Origin of the sequence: Flagellimonas flava (genome assembly GCF_050617915.1) — a bacterium.
GTDB lineage: Bacteria > Bacteroidota > Bacteroidia > Flavobacteriales > Flavobacteriaceae > Flagellimonas > Flagellimonas flava_A.
Genome location: NZ_JBODQE010000006.1, coordinates 197,540 through 210,657, shown reverse-complemented (window position 1 = coordinate 210,657; position 13,118 = coordinate 197,540). Strand labels below are relative to the sequence as shown.

Below are 13,118 nucleotides of genomic sequence, written 5' to 3'. Positions count from 1 at the left end.
CCTTTTGCGATTTAAAATTAGTATTTTGCGCCTAATAGAATTGTTATGCAAATCCAAAATAGAATAATAAACTCGGTTCCAGTTTTTGAGGTTTCGGAAACGCTGGCAGATGTGATTCGTTTTTTTGAGGAAACGACCTTTTCGCATGTGGCGGTTTCGGAGAATGGGATTTATATCGGTTCCCTTTCCGAGAACGACCTGGCCTGTTTTGAAGCGGATAAGTCCATTGAAGACTTCAGAATAGATTTGGAGTTCTTTTCAGTGACCAAGGAGACCTTGTGGCTGGATGTTCTGGAGATGTTTTCACGGAACCAAGCCAATATTCTTCCTGTTTTGGATGAAAATCAAGTGATCATCGGTTATTACGATTTGGAAGATGTGGTGGCGGATTTCATCGACACTCCTTTTTTTAAGGAGCCAGGAGGCATATTAGTAGTGGCAACTGGAATCAAGGATTATTCGTTTAGCGAGATTGCACAGATCGTGGAGGGTAACAACGCCCGCTTACTTGGGGCTTTTATCACGGACTCACAGAACGATGTGGTTCAGATTACCTTAAAAATCGGAACCCTTAACCTGAACGAAGTGGCCCAAACCTTTAGGAGGTACAACTACACCATCGTTTTTGGCAACAGTGATGATCAATTCTTGGAGGATTTGAAGCAACGATCCGATTACTTGGAAAAATACCTTAACGTTTAGCATGAAGGTCGCAATTTACGGTCAGACTTTTCAAGAGCAGGACAAGGCTTTTGTTTTGGAGCTGTTGGAGGAACTTCAGGGGATAAAAGCATCCGTTTTTATTGAGGAAGACTTTTGCAGAAAGATAGATGGCTGTCTGTCCCAATATCCCCATGGAAAATTTTCGCAAGCATCAGGCTTGGATAGTTCCTTTGATATGTTCGTGAGCTTTGGTGGGGATGGAACCATGCTCAGGGCTGTTACCTATATCAAGGATTTGGGGATTCCCATTGTTGGGGTGAATACAGGGAGATTGGGTTTTCTTTCCACCTTTAAAAAAGAAGATGTTAGAAAAGTGGTCACAGAATTTGTGGCCGGGCAGTACAGTATTGTAGAGCGAAGCTTGGTTGAAGTGGCCCTAGGCCCAGATTTGGAAGAATTTGGGGATTTGAACTTTGCTTTGAACGAAATTACCGTAAGCCGAAAGGATACCACCTCTATGATTACGGTGGAAACGTATTTGAATGAAGAGTATCTCACCTCTTACTGGGCGGATGGCTTAATTGTGTCTACCCCCACAGGATCCACCGGATATTCCTTGAGTTGTGGTGGACCCGTAATCGCGCCTTCGGCAAAATCCTTGGTGCTTACGCCCATTGCGCCGCATAACCTTAACGCAAGGCCATTGGTTATTTCGGATGATACCCAAATTAGATTAAAAGTTTCTGGTCGAGAGGAAAACCATTTGGTTTCCCTGGATTCTAGGATTGCGAGCATTGCCAACGGCATGGAAATCCGAATAAGAAAATCGGAATTCACTGTAAAAATGATAGAATATAAATCGGAAAGCTTCTTGAAGACACTTCGCAACAAATTGCTTTGGGGCCAAGATAAGCGCAATTAACCCGTTCAAAACAATAAAAGAAGCCAAAAACTGTTTAACAAAGGAGAACGTTTATAACCCAGTATTCTATTGACCTTCCTCTACCTCTAATATGTATAATTTTCTGGATAGTATGCGAATAGTTTTGTTTGCTATTTTTTTGAGCGGTATGTCCATGGTCAATGCGCAGACCTATGAAATAGGTGTATTTGCAGGCGGAGCCAATGGCATTGGGGATGTGGGGCGCACCAATTACATTTCACCTACTGGTCCTGCCTTCGGCGGAATCTTTAAATGGAACAAAAGTAAAAGATATGCCTGGCGGGCAAGTGTATTGTACGGGTCCATGTCTTTTGACGATTCCAAATCCAGCAAAAGTTCAAGGGTACAACGGGGCTATTCCATGGACAATTCGGTATTGGAAGCTTCTGTTGGCTTGGAATTCAACTTTGTTGAATACAATCTGCACAAGCTTGGTCCAGCCTTCACACCCTATCTTTACACGGGTTTCACCTACTTTAGGTACGATTTTAATTATTTTGATGCCCTTGTGGTGCAGGATATTAACCAAAAAGAAGGTAGTTTTGCAATTCCAATGACGGTGGGGGCTAAGTATCGCTTAAATCAGTTTTTGATTCTTGGTGCGGAAATTGGGGCCAGATATACCTTTACGGACAATCTGGATGCCAGTAATCCCGCAGGTTCCAATTTTGAACCTTTTAGGTTTGGAAACATTTTAAGCGATGACTGGTATGTCTTTACAGGTTTTACTTTGACGTATACCTTTGGACGTAAACCTTGCCAGGATTGTTTTGAATAGAAATGCACACTTTAGAGGACGTAGACAAGCATAAACTTCCCCAACATGTTGCCGTTATAATGGATGGCAACGGCCGCTGGGCCAAACAACGCGGAAAATTAAGGGTTTTTGGACATGAGAATGGCGTGGAAGCTGTAAGAAGAACAGTGGAGAACTGCGCTAAACTGCAGATATCCTATCTAACCCTGTATGCCTTCTCCACCGAAAACTGGAATCGCCCAAAAGTGGAAGTGGAGACCTTAATGAAACTATTGGTAGCTTCACTTCGCAAGGAACTTAAAACCTTGAACAAAAACAACATACGCCTAAATACCATTGGTAATATTGAATCCTTGCCTGCAAAGGCGCAAAAAGAACTTACCGAGGTCATTACCAAAACAGCAAACAACTCTGGAATGACGCTTACTTTAGCTTTGAGTTACGGGTCGCGGGAGGAGATAAAATCCGCCGTAAAGGACATAGCGTTCAAAGTTAAAAATAATATAATTTCACCCGAAAATATTGACGAAGCCGTTATAAATACACATCTTTACACGCATTTTTTGCCAGATGTGGACTTGCTAATTCGGACAAGTGGCGAACAAAGAATCAGTAATTTTTTACTTTGGCAAATTGCATACGCCGAATTATATTTTATTGACGTATTTTGGCCCGATTTTAGTGAGCATCATTTGGTAGAGGCAATATTAAGTTACCAAAATAGAGAACGACGATTTGGAAAAACTAGCGAACAACTCAATTGAACTAATAAAAAATAGCACCCAAGTATACCTTAAACTACTCCTTCTACTCCTTTTTACCGCCCAGAGCTTTGCACAAGAAACCTCCTTTGAGGATGGGAAGGAATACATTTTAGGTGGGTTGACTGTTACAGGGCTCCAAAGCTATAACGAGCAGACGGTTAAAACGTATACTGGACTTAGAGTAGGGCAGCCCATAACCGTTCCTGGGGACCAAATCAGTGCTGTCATTAAAAAACTCTGGAGTTTGGAGTTGTTTAGCGATGTCAATTTTTATTATACCAAAATTGAGGGCAACCAGATTTTCTTGGAATTGAACATTCTGGAACGTCCAACTCTTTCCAATGTAACGGTCTACGGGGTCAAAAAACGTAAGGTTGAGGATATCATCAATGATACAGACCTCAAAAAAGGCAAGAAAATTACGGAGAGCCTTATTGCCAATACCAAAAATTACCTTCAAAACAAATACAAAAAACAAGGATTCCTGAACGCTCAGGTACATATTGTAACCGCTTCGGATACCACCGGGACCAATACGGAAAACATGGTCATCAACGTAAAGAAAGGTGACAAGGTAAAGATCAGGAACATTGTTTTTGAAGGCAATGAAAAGCTAACGGACAAGCGTCTTCGGAAGTCTTTGAAAAAGACTAAGAAGAAGAAAATTTACCGTTTCTGGAAAAAGTCAAAATATATAGAGGCTGATTACCAGGAAGACCTTTCCAATATGGTAGATGCCTATGCGGAGAGAGGATATAGGGACGCCCGTATACTTTCCGATACCTTCGTTAAGGTGGATGAAAATAACATCGACTTAAAAATCAAAGTTGAGGAAGGGGACAAGTATTACTTTGGAGACATCAACTTTGTTGGAAACTCGGTGTATACCGACAGACAGTTGAGCCAGGTCTTGGGAATCCGAAAAGGATCCACGTACAACGGAGTATTGCTCAAAAAGCGCGTTGCAGATGATTCAAAACCGGATGGCCAAGATCTTACGAACCTATACCAAAACAACGGCTACCTTTTTTCCAGCATTAACCCTGTTGAAGTTTCAGCGGTAAATGACACCATAGATTTTGAAATCAGGATTATTGAAGGGAAAGAGACCTTTTTGGATCACGTGACCGTTGTGGGTAACGATAAAACCAATGACCACGTAATCTTTAGGGAATTGCGTACCCGTCCGGGCCAAAAATACAGCAAGGACAATATTGTACGTAGTATTCGGGAATTGGGTCAATTAGGGTTCTTTGATGCAGAACAGATTACCCCGGACATCCAAAACCCTGATCCCAATGCGGGAACTGTGGATATTCAGTACAGCTTGGTGGAGTCCGGCTCCAGCCAAATTGAACTGCAAGGTGGATTTGGTGGTGGAGGTTTCATTGGAACCCTGGGACTTTCATTCAGTAACTTTTCTCTAAAGAATATATTCAATGGCGAGGCCTATAAGCCGGTGCCTATGGGAGATGGTCAGACCTTCGCCTTACGTCTGCAGGCAAGTAGAACTTTTAGGGTTTACAGTCTAAACTTTGCTGAACCTTGGTTGGGTGGTAAAAAACCAGTTCGATTTAATTTGTCCCTTTCCAGGACACAGCAATTTGCTACAAGTTTTACCAATAGAGGTAGAATTGATGTGGACAAGGATCGTGGGTTTGCGATAACGGGAATTTCCGCAGGATTGGCAAAAAGGGTGCAATGGCCGGATGATTTCTTTACGATTTCCCATTCGGCGAGCTACCAATTGTATGATTTCAATGATTTTAACAACGGGCTTTTCAATTTTGGAAATGGAAGTTCCAATTCCTTGAGTTATACCTTGGGGATTTCCAGGAGCTCACAAGGTCCAAGTAGAATTTTCCCGCTTACGGGCTCCAATTTTGAGCTAACAGCCAAGTTTACGCCTCCATATTCCTTATTTGGTGGCAAGGACTTCAAGCAGATTCGAAGCGATATAGATGAAATTACGGCAAGGCTCTTTGAGATAGGCCCAAATCCTGCAACCGCGGAAGAACAAATCGAATTTGCCGATTTGAGTAATCAGTTGGAACTATTGGAGGAAGAACGCTTTAAACTATTGGAATTCTATAAGATCAAGTTCAAGGGAGATTGGTACACCAACCTAGTGGATAAATTGGTGCTTAGGACCAACGCCGAGTTTGGATTCTTGGGAAGCTATAACAATGACATTGGAGCCGTGCCCTTTGAGCGTTTCTTCGTTGGGGGAGATGGTCTTGGAAACTTTACCTTGGATGGTAGGGACGTTATTCAGTTACGGGGATATGAGAATAGCTCGCTTACACCATTTAGTACAAATCCGGTGACCGGAAACCAAGAGCGTGATGGTGGAACCATCTACAATAAATTCTCTATGGAATTGCGTTATCCACTTACCTTGAAACCCTCTGCATCCATTTATGCCCTATCATTTTTGGAAGCAGGTAACGCCTTTAACAATTTTAGTGAGTATAATCCGTTTGAATTAAAAAGATCTGCCGGAGTGGGGCTACGTATTTTTATGCCGGCATTCGGTCTATTGGGTATCGATTTTGGATATGGATTTGACACAGATGCCAATCCATCCTCAAGCGGACCAAGCGGCTGGCAAACGCACTTCATTATCGGGCAGCAGTTTTAACCAAAGAATAATCGGGTCTTAAAACAGATGTAAATAACTCATTTTAAATTAATTAGTTATTTTGGCACGATATTTTCTTTTTAAAAAGCGGAATCAAAAAATGAAGACCAAAGTTCTTTTGACATTAGCTGTTGTATTGGTGTCCATTAGTGGCTTCTCACAACGGGGTGTACGTATCGGATATGTAGATATGGAATACATCCTGGAAAATGTGGAGGAATATAGGGATGCCACGGAACAATTGGATGCCAAGGCCGTAAAGTGGAAACAGGAAATTGAGCTCAAACAAAGTGTGATTGAGCAGATGAAGAAGGATCTTATGGCAGAAAAAGTCTTGTTGACGGATGAATTGATTGCTGAACGAGAGGAGGAAATCCAAATTTTGGAAACCGAAATGTTGGATTATCAGCAGGATCGTTTTGGACCGCAAGGGGATTTGGTGTTACAAAAAAAACTGTTGATTCAGCCCATTCAGGACCAAGTGTTCAATGAAGTACAAAAAATAGGCGGTAATAAAAGATACGATTTTATTTTTGATAAATCCGCAGATGTTGTAATGTTGTACTCCGAAAAAAGACACGATATCAGTGACTTGGTTTTAAGGGAGATAGGCCGAACCAGAAAGGTGAGCAAATCCAACAAAAAAGCCCAGGAAAAAAATAGGCTGGATCAGTTTAGGGAGGAGCAGGCCGAAGAGGAAAAGGAGATTAGCGAAGCCCTTAAGGACCGCCAAGCCAAAGCAGAGGAAGCACAAGCTGCCAAGGCCAAGGCTGCGGAGGATAGAAGAGCTGAACAGTTAAAGCTTCGGGAAGAACGGAAGAAAGCTTACGAGGCTAGAAGGAAAAAATTATTGGAAGAGCGCGATGCCAAGCGGAAAGCCAAATTGGAGGAACGCAAAAATGCGCAAGAACAACAACAGGATTCAATACAACAATAATATTGAAACACTAAATAGTAACATTCAAAATAGTATAACTTAGAGAATCATGAGAAATGTAAAGAAGATTGCTGTAGCCCTAGTCTTATTTGTAGCAGCTACGGGGTTTGTAAACGCACAGAGCAAAGTTGCCCATATCAATGTACAGCAATTGCTATCTGATATGCCGGAGATGAAATCTGCCCAAGCGGAGCTTAAAAAATTGCAGGAAACCTATAGAGCGGATATTGAAAGCTCCATGACAGAATTTAGAAATAAGGCCACCCAATATCAAAATGAGTCCAGTGCCAAGTCTCGAGAAGAGAATGAGAAAAGAGCATTGGAACTGCAAGGATACGAACAAAACATTCAGGCAGCGGAGCAGGCCGCCATTCAGGAAATGCAGAAAAAGCAACAAGAATTGTTTGCACCTATTTCTGACAAGGCCAAAGCAGCCATTGAAAAAGTTGCCGCAGCCGAAGGCTTTGATTACGTAATTGATGCTAGCCCAGGATTGAGCTTGATCGTTGCCAAAGGAAAGGACTTGCTTCCATCTGTAAAACAGGAATTGGGCTTCTAAGTTTTACTTTATGATATTTGAAACCGCTTTTTCTTCTGAAAAGCGGTTTTTTTATGTCCAAACTTAACAATAGTAGTTACTTTTAAACATGCTTAAACCCATAGGCATTTTTGATTCCGGTATAGGGGGCACTTCCATTTGGAGAGAGATTGAAAAACTGCTTCCCTATGAGGACACCATATATCTCGCCGATAGTGCAAATGCGCCATATGGTGCTAAATCCAAAGAACAAATCCTTGAACTGAGCATCAAGAATACAGAGCTTTTACTTCAAAAGAACTGTAAACTCATCGTGGTGGCCTGCAATACCGCAACCACCAACGCAATCGATTTTCTTCGCGCCAATTATGACGTTCCATTTATAGGTATCGAACCGGCAATTAAGCCAGCCGCATTACACACCAAAACTAAAAAAGTGGGGGTGTTGGCCACCAAGGGCACCTTGTCCAGCTCTTTGTTCCACAGTACTTCCAAAATGTTTGCGCAAGGGATTACGGTATTGGAACAGGAGGGAACCGGATTGGTAGAACTGATAGAGGATGGCAAAGCACATTCAGAGGAGACCAGGATACTACTAAAAAAGTATCTAGATCCCATGTTGGAGGAGCACATTGACTGTCTTGTGCTTGGTTGTACCCACTATCCGTATTTGATCCCTTTGATCATGGAATTAGTGCCTCCTGGCCTAACTATTATTGATTCAGGTGAGGCTGTTGCAAGACAAACAAAGGCGGTATTGGAGAAGAACCAGCTGGCAGCTCCAACAAAAAATAAGGCCACGCATAGGTTTTACACCAATGCAGATACAAGTGCTTTATCTTTTTTGGTGTCTGGCCCAGGTATCTATATAGAATATCTGGACTTTTAGCAACTACTTTCTACGGTAAGTCAAGTAGGTAAAACTGTGTTTGTGCTTTTCATCAGATGGGTGAAAATCTTCTTGCACCAATTCCCAAACCTGATCATCAATTTCTGGGAAAAAGGTATCGGCTTCCACTTCAGCATGCACTCGGGTCAATTCAATGTCCGTGGCAAAATCCATCCCCTGTCGGTAGATTTCTCCTCCACCAATTATAAATGCGGTTTCTTCCGGGCCAACAAGATCCAAGGCACTTTCCAAAGAATGTACAATTTGGCAGGGAAACTTGGGCTGGTAATTTTTGTCCCGGGTTATGGCAATATGTTCCCTATTGGGCAAGGCCCTGGGGAAGCTTTCCAGGGTTTTGCGCCCCATAATTATTTTATGGCCCGAGGTAAGTTGCTTGAATCGTTTAAAATCATCGGGTAAATGCCAGGGAAGGTCGTTGTTGATACCAAGGGCATTGTTCTCCGCTGCCGCGGCAATCATGATCAATTGCTTCATTGATCTTTTTTTTTATTGATGCTGGATAACGGGAATTCAGTCTCGATCTCCTTCTGAATTTCTGAAATGCGTTGTTTTTGCTGGTTCACCAATTTTTCACGCTGTTTGCGTTCCCAATCCTTTCCCATGAATTTATGGGTGACAAAAACATTGAAGGCATGAAAAACGAATAAAAATGCCCATAAAAGAATACCCCAAACAAACCAATCGTAGGCTTCTCCGTATTTGAGTATTTTGTTGATCAAGACCAAAAAAATACTTCCTATCAAAAAAATCACAAAGTGGGTAAACAACCTTTTCTTCTGCTTTATCCTCTTTTGGGCATGTTCCAGCAGCTCGTGTTGTTCTATATCCACAGATTTTTCTTGTTTCTTTTTTGAGAACATGGAATGGCTATCTTTAACAACAAATATAACTGAATTACGACCAAAGTAGCCTTATGCAAAACCTCAGAAAAAAGTTCCCTGCCCTGCAACACTGTGTCTATGCCAACACCGCGGCAACTGGACTGTTGTACGAAGATTTGATGGAATGGCGCCAGGAGCATGATTTGGATTATCTCATAGGGGGTAGCCAAATGAAGCAAAAATGGTATGGCAAAATGAATGAGGTGAGGAGCACAGTGGGTCAATTTTTTGACTGCAAGGTCTCCAACGTTGCCCTGGTGCCCAATTTCACTTTGGGGCTTAATCTGTTGCTGGAAGGATTACCTACGAACTCGAGGGTGCTCCTTGTCCACAACGATTATCCATCCCTGAATTGGCCTTTCGAAACCAGAAAATTTGAGAAAGATTATGTATCCATTGAGTCAAATTTGGAGGCGCAGATCTATGAGAAACTCAGTGCTGGAAACTTTGATGTATTGGCCCTTAGTTTGGTACAATGGATCAACGGTATCAAAATCGATTTGGCGTTTCTAAAGAAATTAAAGCAAGAGTTTCCCAAACTTTTGATTATTGCGGATGCTACCCAATTTTGTGGCACACAAGATTTCAATTTTGAGGAATCGGGAATTGATGTCTTGGGGGCAAGCGCCTACAAGTGGTTACTGGCCGGTTATGGCAATGGATTCTTTTTGGTAAAGGAGGAAGCCAAGAAAAGGTTCAATTTAAATGCTGTGGGCAATTGGTCTGTGGATAGAATGGGGGACGATTTTCAAAACAGCCCTTTTTGCAAGCGATTGGAACCCGGGCATTTATCATCTATGAGCTTTGGGAGTCTTCAGTTTTCCTTGAACTTCTTGGAAACTGTAGGTATGGAAAATATTCAAAATCAACTTAAATTACTATCCCAAAAAGCAAAGCAGGAATTCACTTCCCTGGGTTTATTGGAGGATAGTGTGGCCAAAAGAAACATCCATAGTACCATTTTTAATATAAAGGGAGATCGGGCCCTTTTTGAAAAACTAAGCCAAGAAGATGTGGTCTGTGTGCTCCGTGGGAACGGAATTCGCCTAAGTTTTCACTTCTATAACACGGAAAATGAGATTGATGCGATTGTCGATATCTTAAAATCTTAGCTGACGCATATCATATTTTGTGAAAATTCACACCCTAATTTTGTAAAGGTAATCCTATTGTTAGGAGCATTTTATCAATATGATAAATCGGTTATAACTTATTGTACGTAAACGGTTTTATCTTTTGTTTTGCGGAGATTTTAATAGGAAAATTAAAATACCATGGCAATAAAGAAACAATACCTAAAAAGCAAGCCAGTATGTAAAGTTACATTTACTGTGCCTGCGGAAGAAGCTAAAAAAGTAGCTGTTGTTGGAGATTTCAACAACTGGAACCCAAAAGAAAGTACTTTGAAAAAGTTGAAAAACGGAACTTTCAAAGGAACCTTTGACCTTCCACAAGAGAACACCTTCGAGTTTAGATATTTAGTGGACGGAACCTACATTAATGATGCAGAGGCTGATCGTTACCAATGGAACGATTACGCTGGGACGGAAAATGCTGTTCTAGAGCTTTAATCAAAAAAAGAACCAAGAAGCAAGACTTCGTCTTGTTTCTTGGCTCCACATTCTTATGCGTTTAGGAGTGCTATTCCACCACGGATACTCCTTTCCAAAAGGCCACTCTTCCCTTAATGGTCCTGGCCAACTCACTTACTTCAGGGTAGTACCAGGCAGCATCCACATTTTCTTTTCCATCCACCTCCAAGGTATAGTAGGAGGCAACCCCTTTCCAAGGACAGGTGCTATGCGTTTCACTGGATTTAAAGTATTCTTTTTTAATGCTTTCGGCAGGAAAGTAATGATTGTTCTCAATCACAACGGTATCGTCGCTTTCTGCAATAATGGTATCGTTCCAAATAGCTTTCATGGTCTTATTTTTTAAATACATAGTTTTTGTACTGATTTTGGCTGTCGGCAAACTCGGTTACAATTTGTAAGCCGGATTGCTCTGCCAACCATTCCACAGTAGCGTCATCATATTTTTGGGAAATCTCCGTATGAATGGTTTCCCATTTTTTAAGACGTATTTGAAGCTGTAAACTTTCAATATTGATGGTTTGGGCCTCTTTGGATACCAAATAACTCTTTGCGGTTCCTGTCTCTGGGTCATAAACCTCCCAATGCAAGAAGTTGTCCAGAACAAAATCCCCACCCAATTCCCTATTGATTCGGGCTAAAATGTTTTTGTTGAAGGCTTCCGTGATTCCCGTCTTATCATTGTAGGCATCCAAAATGGTCTGCGGATTCTTTTTTTGGTCAAATCCCATCAAGATCAGATCTCCTTCGTTGACAGAATCCCGTAAGTTTTTTAAAAACTCTATGGCAGGTTCATGGAGCAGATTGCCAATATTGGATCCTAAAAATAGAATAACCTTCTTGCGGCCATTCACCTTGTCAATATCCCTTAAGGTATCAAAATAGGTGCCTTGAAGCGTATTGATTTCCACTTCTGGGATTTCCTGCTTTAATGCCGTTTCCAGTTGGTCAAGGGCATTTTGGCTTATGTCAATGGGACGGTAATCAAAAGGAACCTTGTTGTCTACAAGATATTGCAGCAATATTTTGGTCTTTTTTCCATCACCCGCACCCAATTCAAAAAGACTAAAGGCTTCCCCATCTTGTGAGAAAAGCGCTGAAATTTCGGCTTTGTTGGCTTCCAGAATATCAAACTCACAATTGGTGAGATAATATTCCGGCATTGCCATTATATCCTGAAAAAGCTTATCGCCTAGCTCATCATAGAAATATTTGGACGATAAATGTTTGGGAAAACTTGTCAATCCCTCGTAGACCTCTTGTTCAAAAGCTGAGGTGAAAGTCCTAGTTTGGTTATTTTGCATGGGAGCTTTGTCGAAATTATTTGACCAACCTTAATCCAGTAAATTGCCATCGCAATTGCGGATGGAAAAAGTTGCGGTATGTATGTCGGGTGTGTTTGGAAGGGGTAGCAACGGAACCACCTCGCAGTACTTTTTGGTTTACCATGAACTTACCATTGTATTCCCCTAGCGCACCCTCGGCTTTTTGATAATTGGGGTAGGGGAGATAGGCACTTTCTGTCCATTCCCATCTTTTGCCCCAAGGGAAAAACGCTTGGGCTGCCTCCCATTCAAATTCGGTGGGGAGTCGCATCCCTTTCCATTGGGCATAGGCAAAAGCCTCGAAATACGAAATATGGGTTACAGGCGCATCCTCATTCACTTTTTGGAGCCCCGTGGCCGTATAGTGCCACCATTGGCCGTCAATTTTATGCCAATACAGGGGAGATTTTACATCTTGTTGGTTCACCCAGTCCCAGCCTTCGGCATGCCAAAGGTCAAAGCGTTGATATGCCCCTGCTTCAATAAATGCCATGAATTCCCTATTGGTAACCAACGTATTGGAAATTTCGTAGGGCTGCAGGTAAACCTTATGCCTTCCCAACTCATTGTCATAACAAAAGGCGTTGGAATCATGACCAATTTCGTAAATCCCTTCTTCCATGGAAACCCAATCCTGCTCATGGGTTTCAACGGGATGATCCACAAACGTATTGGAATATACGGGCAGCAGTGGGTTGTTCCCAAGAATGTACTTAATATCGGTAAGCAATAATTCCTGATGTTGTTTCTCGTGGTGGATTCCTATTTCGAGTAAATCGTTCAGTTCTTGGGTTTGGGCATGGCCAAAAAACTCCTTGATTCCCTCGGTCACATAAGCACGGTAGGCATAAACCTTTTTTACCGAGGGACGGGATAAATTACCCCTTTCGGAACGCACCACCCGCTTCCCCACGGTTTCGTAATAACTATTGAAAACAAAGGAAAAATCAGGATCAAACTCTTGGTAGCCTTTGGTATGGGGTTTTAGGATAAACTCCTCAAAAAACCAGGTGGTATGGCCCAAATGCCATTTGGGGGGACTCACATCCACCACAGGTTGCACCACATAATCCTCAATTTCCAAAGGCTCACAAATGGCTTCGGAAGCTTTTCTGGTCTCCAGGAAGAAATCCAAGAGGGAATCGGTAAGAATCATAAATGATTTTT

Annotated in this window: 15 protein-coding genes; 10 read left to right on the top strand and 5 right to left on the bottom strand. The window is 41.9% G+C overall.

The window, feature by feature from the left end; genetic code table 11:
* Nucleotides 1-45 precede the first annotated feature (45 nt).
* From ACRHOZ_RS16285 to murI, 8 genes are all read left to right on the top strand, one after another.
* The gene (locus tag ACRHOZ_RS16285) at nucleotides 46-702 is read left to right on the top strand and encodes a CBS domain-containing protein (protein WP_431127701.1); all 657 of its coding nucleotides are present in this window, start codon (nucleotides 46-48) and stop codon (nucleotides 700-702) included.
* A gap of 1 nt (nucleotide 703) precedes the next feature.
* Nucleotides 704-1,585, top strand: a complete 882-nt coding sequence (locus ACRHOZ_RS16280; RefSeq protein WP_431127698.1) for an NAD kinase — start codon at nucleotides 704-706, stop codon at nucleotides 1,583-1,585.
* Between the two features lie 112 nt (nucleotides 1,586-1,697).
* Nucleotides 1,698-2,384, top strand: a complete 687-nt coding sequence (locus ACRHOZ_RS16275; protein WP_431127695.1) for a DUF6089 family protein — start codon at nucleotides 1,698-1,700, stop codon at nucleotides 2,382-2,384.
* 2 nt (nucleotides 2,385-2,386) lie between these two features.
* Nucleotides 2,387-3,127: an isoprenyl transferase gene (locus tag ACRHOZ_RS16270; RefSeq protein ID WP_420398705.1), complete on the top strand. Its 741-nt coding sequence runs from the start codon at nucleotides 2,387-2,389 to the stop codon at nucleotides 3,125-3,127.
* Nucleotides 3,099-5,768 carry a BamA/OMP85 family outer membrane protein gene (locus ACRHOZ_RS16265; protein WP_431127692.1) on the top strand — a complete coding sequence of 890 codons (2,670 nt, stop codon included), beginning with the start codon at nucleotides 3,099-3,101 and terminating at the stop codon, nucleotides 5,766-5,768. Before ACRHOZ_RS16270 ends, ACRHOZ_RS16265 begins: the two co-directional genes overlap by 29 nt.
* A gap of 100 nt (nucleotides 5,769-5,868) precedes the next feature.
* On the top strand, nucleotides 5,869-6,705 hold the full coding sequence (locus ACRHOZ_RS16260) for an OmpH family outer membrane protein (protein ID WP_431127689.1): 837 nt from the start codon (nucleotides 5,869-5,871) through the stop codon (nucleotides 6,703-6,705).
* Between the two features lie 49 nt (nucleotides 6,706-6,754).
* Entirely contained in the window at nucleotides 6,755-7,264 is a 510-nt protein-coding gene (locus ACRHOZ_RS16255; RefSeq protein WP_431127686.1) for an OmpH family outer membrane protein, read from the top strand.
* Nucleotides 7,265-7,352: 88 nt separating this feature from the next.
* The gene (murI, locus tag ACRHOZ_RS16250) at nucleotides 7,353-8,132 is read left to right on the top strand and encodes a glutamate racemase (RefSeq protein WP_431127683.1); all 780 of its coding nucleotides are present in this window, start codon (nucleotides 7,353-7,355) and stop codon (nucleotides 8,130-8,132) included.
* Nucleotides 8,133-8,135: 3 nt separating this feature from the next.
* Here the strand turns inward: murI and ACRHOZ_RS16245 are convergent, their stop codons facing one another.
* Entirely contained in the window at nucleotides 8,136-8,627 is a 492-nt protein-coding gene (locus ACRHOZ_RS16245) for a dihydrofolate reductase (RefSeq protein WP_431127680.1), read from the bottom strand.
* Nucleotides 8,624-9,013, bottom strand: coding sequence for a 2TM domain-containing protein (locus ACRHOZ_RS16240; protein ID WP_431127677.1), 390 nt, complete (start codon nucleotides 9,011-9,013; stop codon nucleotides 8,624-8,626). Before ACRHOZ_RS16240 ends, ACRHOZ_RS16245 begins: the two co-directional genes overlap by 4 nt.
* A 53-nt stretch (nucleotides 9,014-9,066) precedes the next feature.
* Here ACRHOZ_RS16240 and ACRHOZ_RS16235 point away from each other — a divergent pair, with 53 nt between their 5' ends.
* Together ACRHOZ_RS16235 and ACRHOZ_RS16230 are read left to right on the top strand one after the other, a co-directional pair.
* Nucleotides 9,067-10,146 (top strand): aminotransferase class V-fold PLP-dependent enzyme, encoded by a 1,080-nt coding sequence (locus ACRHOZ_RS16235; protein ID WP_431127674.1) that lies wholly within the window; start codon nucleotides 9,067-9,069, stop codon nucleotides 10,144-10,146.
* Between the two features lie 162 nt (nucleotides 10,147-10,308).
* Nucleotides 10,309-10,605 carry an isoamylase early set domain-containing protein gene (locus ACRHOZ_RS16230; protein WP_420398713.1) on the top strand — a complete coding sequence of 99 codons (297 nt, stop codon included), beginning with the start codon at nucleotides 10,309-10,311 and terminating at the stop codon, nucleotides 10,603-10,605.
* 70 nt (nucleotides 10,606-10,675) lie between these two features.
* Here ACRHOZ_RS16230 and ACRHOZ_RS16225 read toward each other — a convergent pair whose 3' ends face one another.
* Genes ACRHOZ_RS16225 through egtB form a run of 3 tightly spaced genes read right to left on the bottom strand, consistent with a single transcriptional unit; the run spans nucleotide 10,676 to nucleotide 13,107 of the window.
* A complete protein-coding gene (locus ACRHOZ_RS16225) occupies nucleotides 10,676-10,957 on the bottom strand; it encodes a DUF427 domain-containing protein (RefSeq protein ID WP_420398714.1) in 282 nt (93 codons plus the stop codon).
* Between the two features lie 4 nt (nucleotides 10,958-10,961).
* On the bottom strand, nucleotides 10,962-11,930 hold the full coding sequence (locus ACRHOZ_RS16220; protein WP_431127670.1) for an L-histidine N(alpha)-methyltransferase: 969 nt from the start codon (nucleotides 11,928-11,930) through the stop codon (nucleotides 10,962-10,964).
* A gap of 16 nt (nucleotides 11,931-11,946) precedes the next feature.
* A complete protein-coding gene (gene egtB / locus ACRHOZ_RS16215; protein WP_431127667.1) occupies nucleotides 11,947-13,107 on the bottom strand; it encodes an ergothioneine biosynthesis protein EgtB in 1,161 nt (386 codons plus the stop codon).
* Nucleotides 13,108-13,118 lie beyond the last annotated feature (11 nt).

Bases quoted from the DNA above. Each gene is read 5' to 3' on its own strand.
- ACRHOZ_RS16245 (WP_431127680.1), bottom strand. From the start codon at position 8,627: ATGAAGCAATTGATCATGATTGCCGCGGCAGCGGAGAACAATGCCCTT.
- ACRHOZ_RS16225 (WP_420398714.1), bottom strand. From the start codon at position 10,957: ATGAAAGCTATTTGGAACGATACCATTATTGCAGAAAGCGACGATACC.
- ACRHOZ_RS16270 (WP_420398705.1), top strand. From the start codon at position 2,387: ATGCACACTTTAGAGGACGTAGACAAGCATAAACTTCCCCAACATGTT.
- murI (WP_431127683.1), top strand. From the start codon at position 7,353: ATGCTTAAACCCATAGGCATTTTTGATTCCGGTATAGGGGGCACTTCC.
- egtB (WP_431127667.1), bottom strand. From the start codon at position 13,107: ATGATTCTTACCGATTCCCTCTTGGATTTCTTCCTGGAGACCAGAAAA.
- ACRHOZ_RS16255 (WP_431127686.1), top strand. From the start codon at position 6,755: ATGAGAAATGTAAAGAAGATTGCTGTAGCCCTAGTCTTATTTGTAGCA.
- ACRHOZ_RS16235 (WP_431127674.1), top strand. From the start codon at position 9,067: ATGCAAAACCTCAGAAAAAAGTTCCCTGCCCTGCAACACTGTGTCTAT.
- ACRHOZ_RS16280 (WP_431127698.1), top strand. From the start codon at position 704: ATGAAGGTCGCAATTTACGGTCAGACTTTTCAAGAGCAGGACAAGGCT.
- ACRHOZ_RS16230 (WP_420398713.1), top strand. From the start codon at position 10,309: ATGGCAATAAAGAAACAATACCTAAAAAGCAAGCCAGTATGTAAAGTT.
- ACRHOZ_RS16275 (WP_431127695.1), top strand. From the start codon at position 1,698: ATGCGAATAGTTTTGTTTGCTATTTTTTTGAGCGGTATGTCCATGGTC.
- ACRHOZ_RS16260 (WP_431127689.1), top strand. From the start codon at position 5,869: ATGAAGACCAAAGTTCTTTTGACATTAGCTGTTGTATTGGTGTCCATT.
- ACRHOZ_RS16285 (WP_431127701.1), top strand. From the start codon at position 46: ATGCAAATCCAAAATAGAATAATAAACTCGGTTCCAGTTTTTGAGGTT.
- ACRHOZ_RS16240 (WP_431127677.1), bottom strand. From the start codon at position 9,013: ATGTTCTCAAAAAAGAAACAAGAAAAATCTGTGGATATAGAACAACAC.
- ACRHOZ_RS16220 (WP_431127670.1), bottom strand. From the start codon at position 11,930: ATGCAAAATAACCAAACTAGGACTTTCACCTCAGCTTTTGAACAAGAG.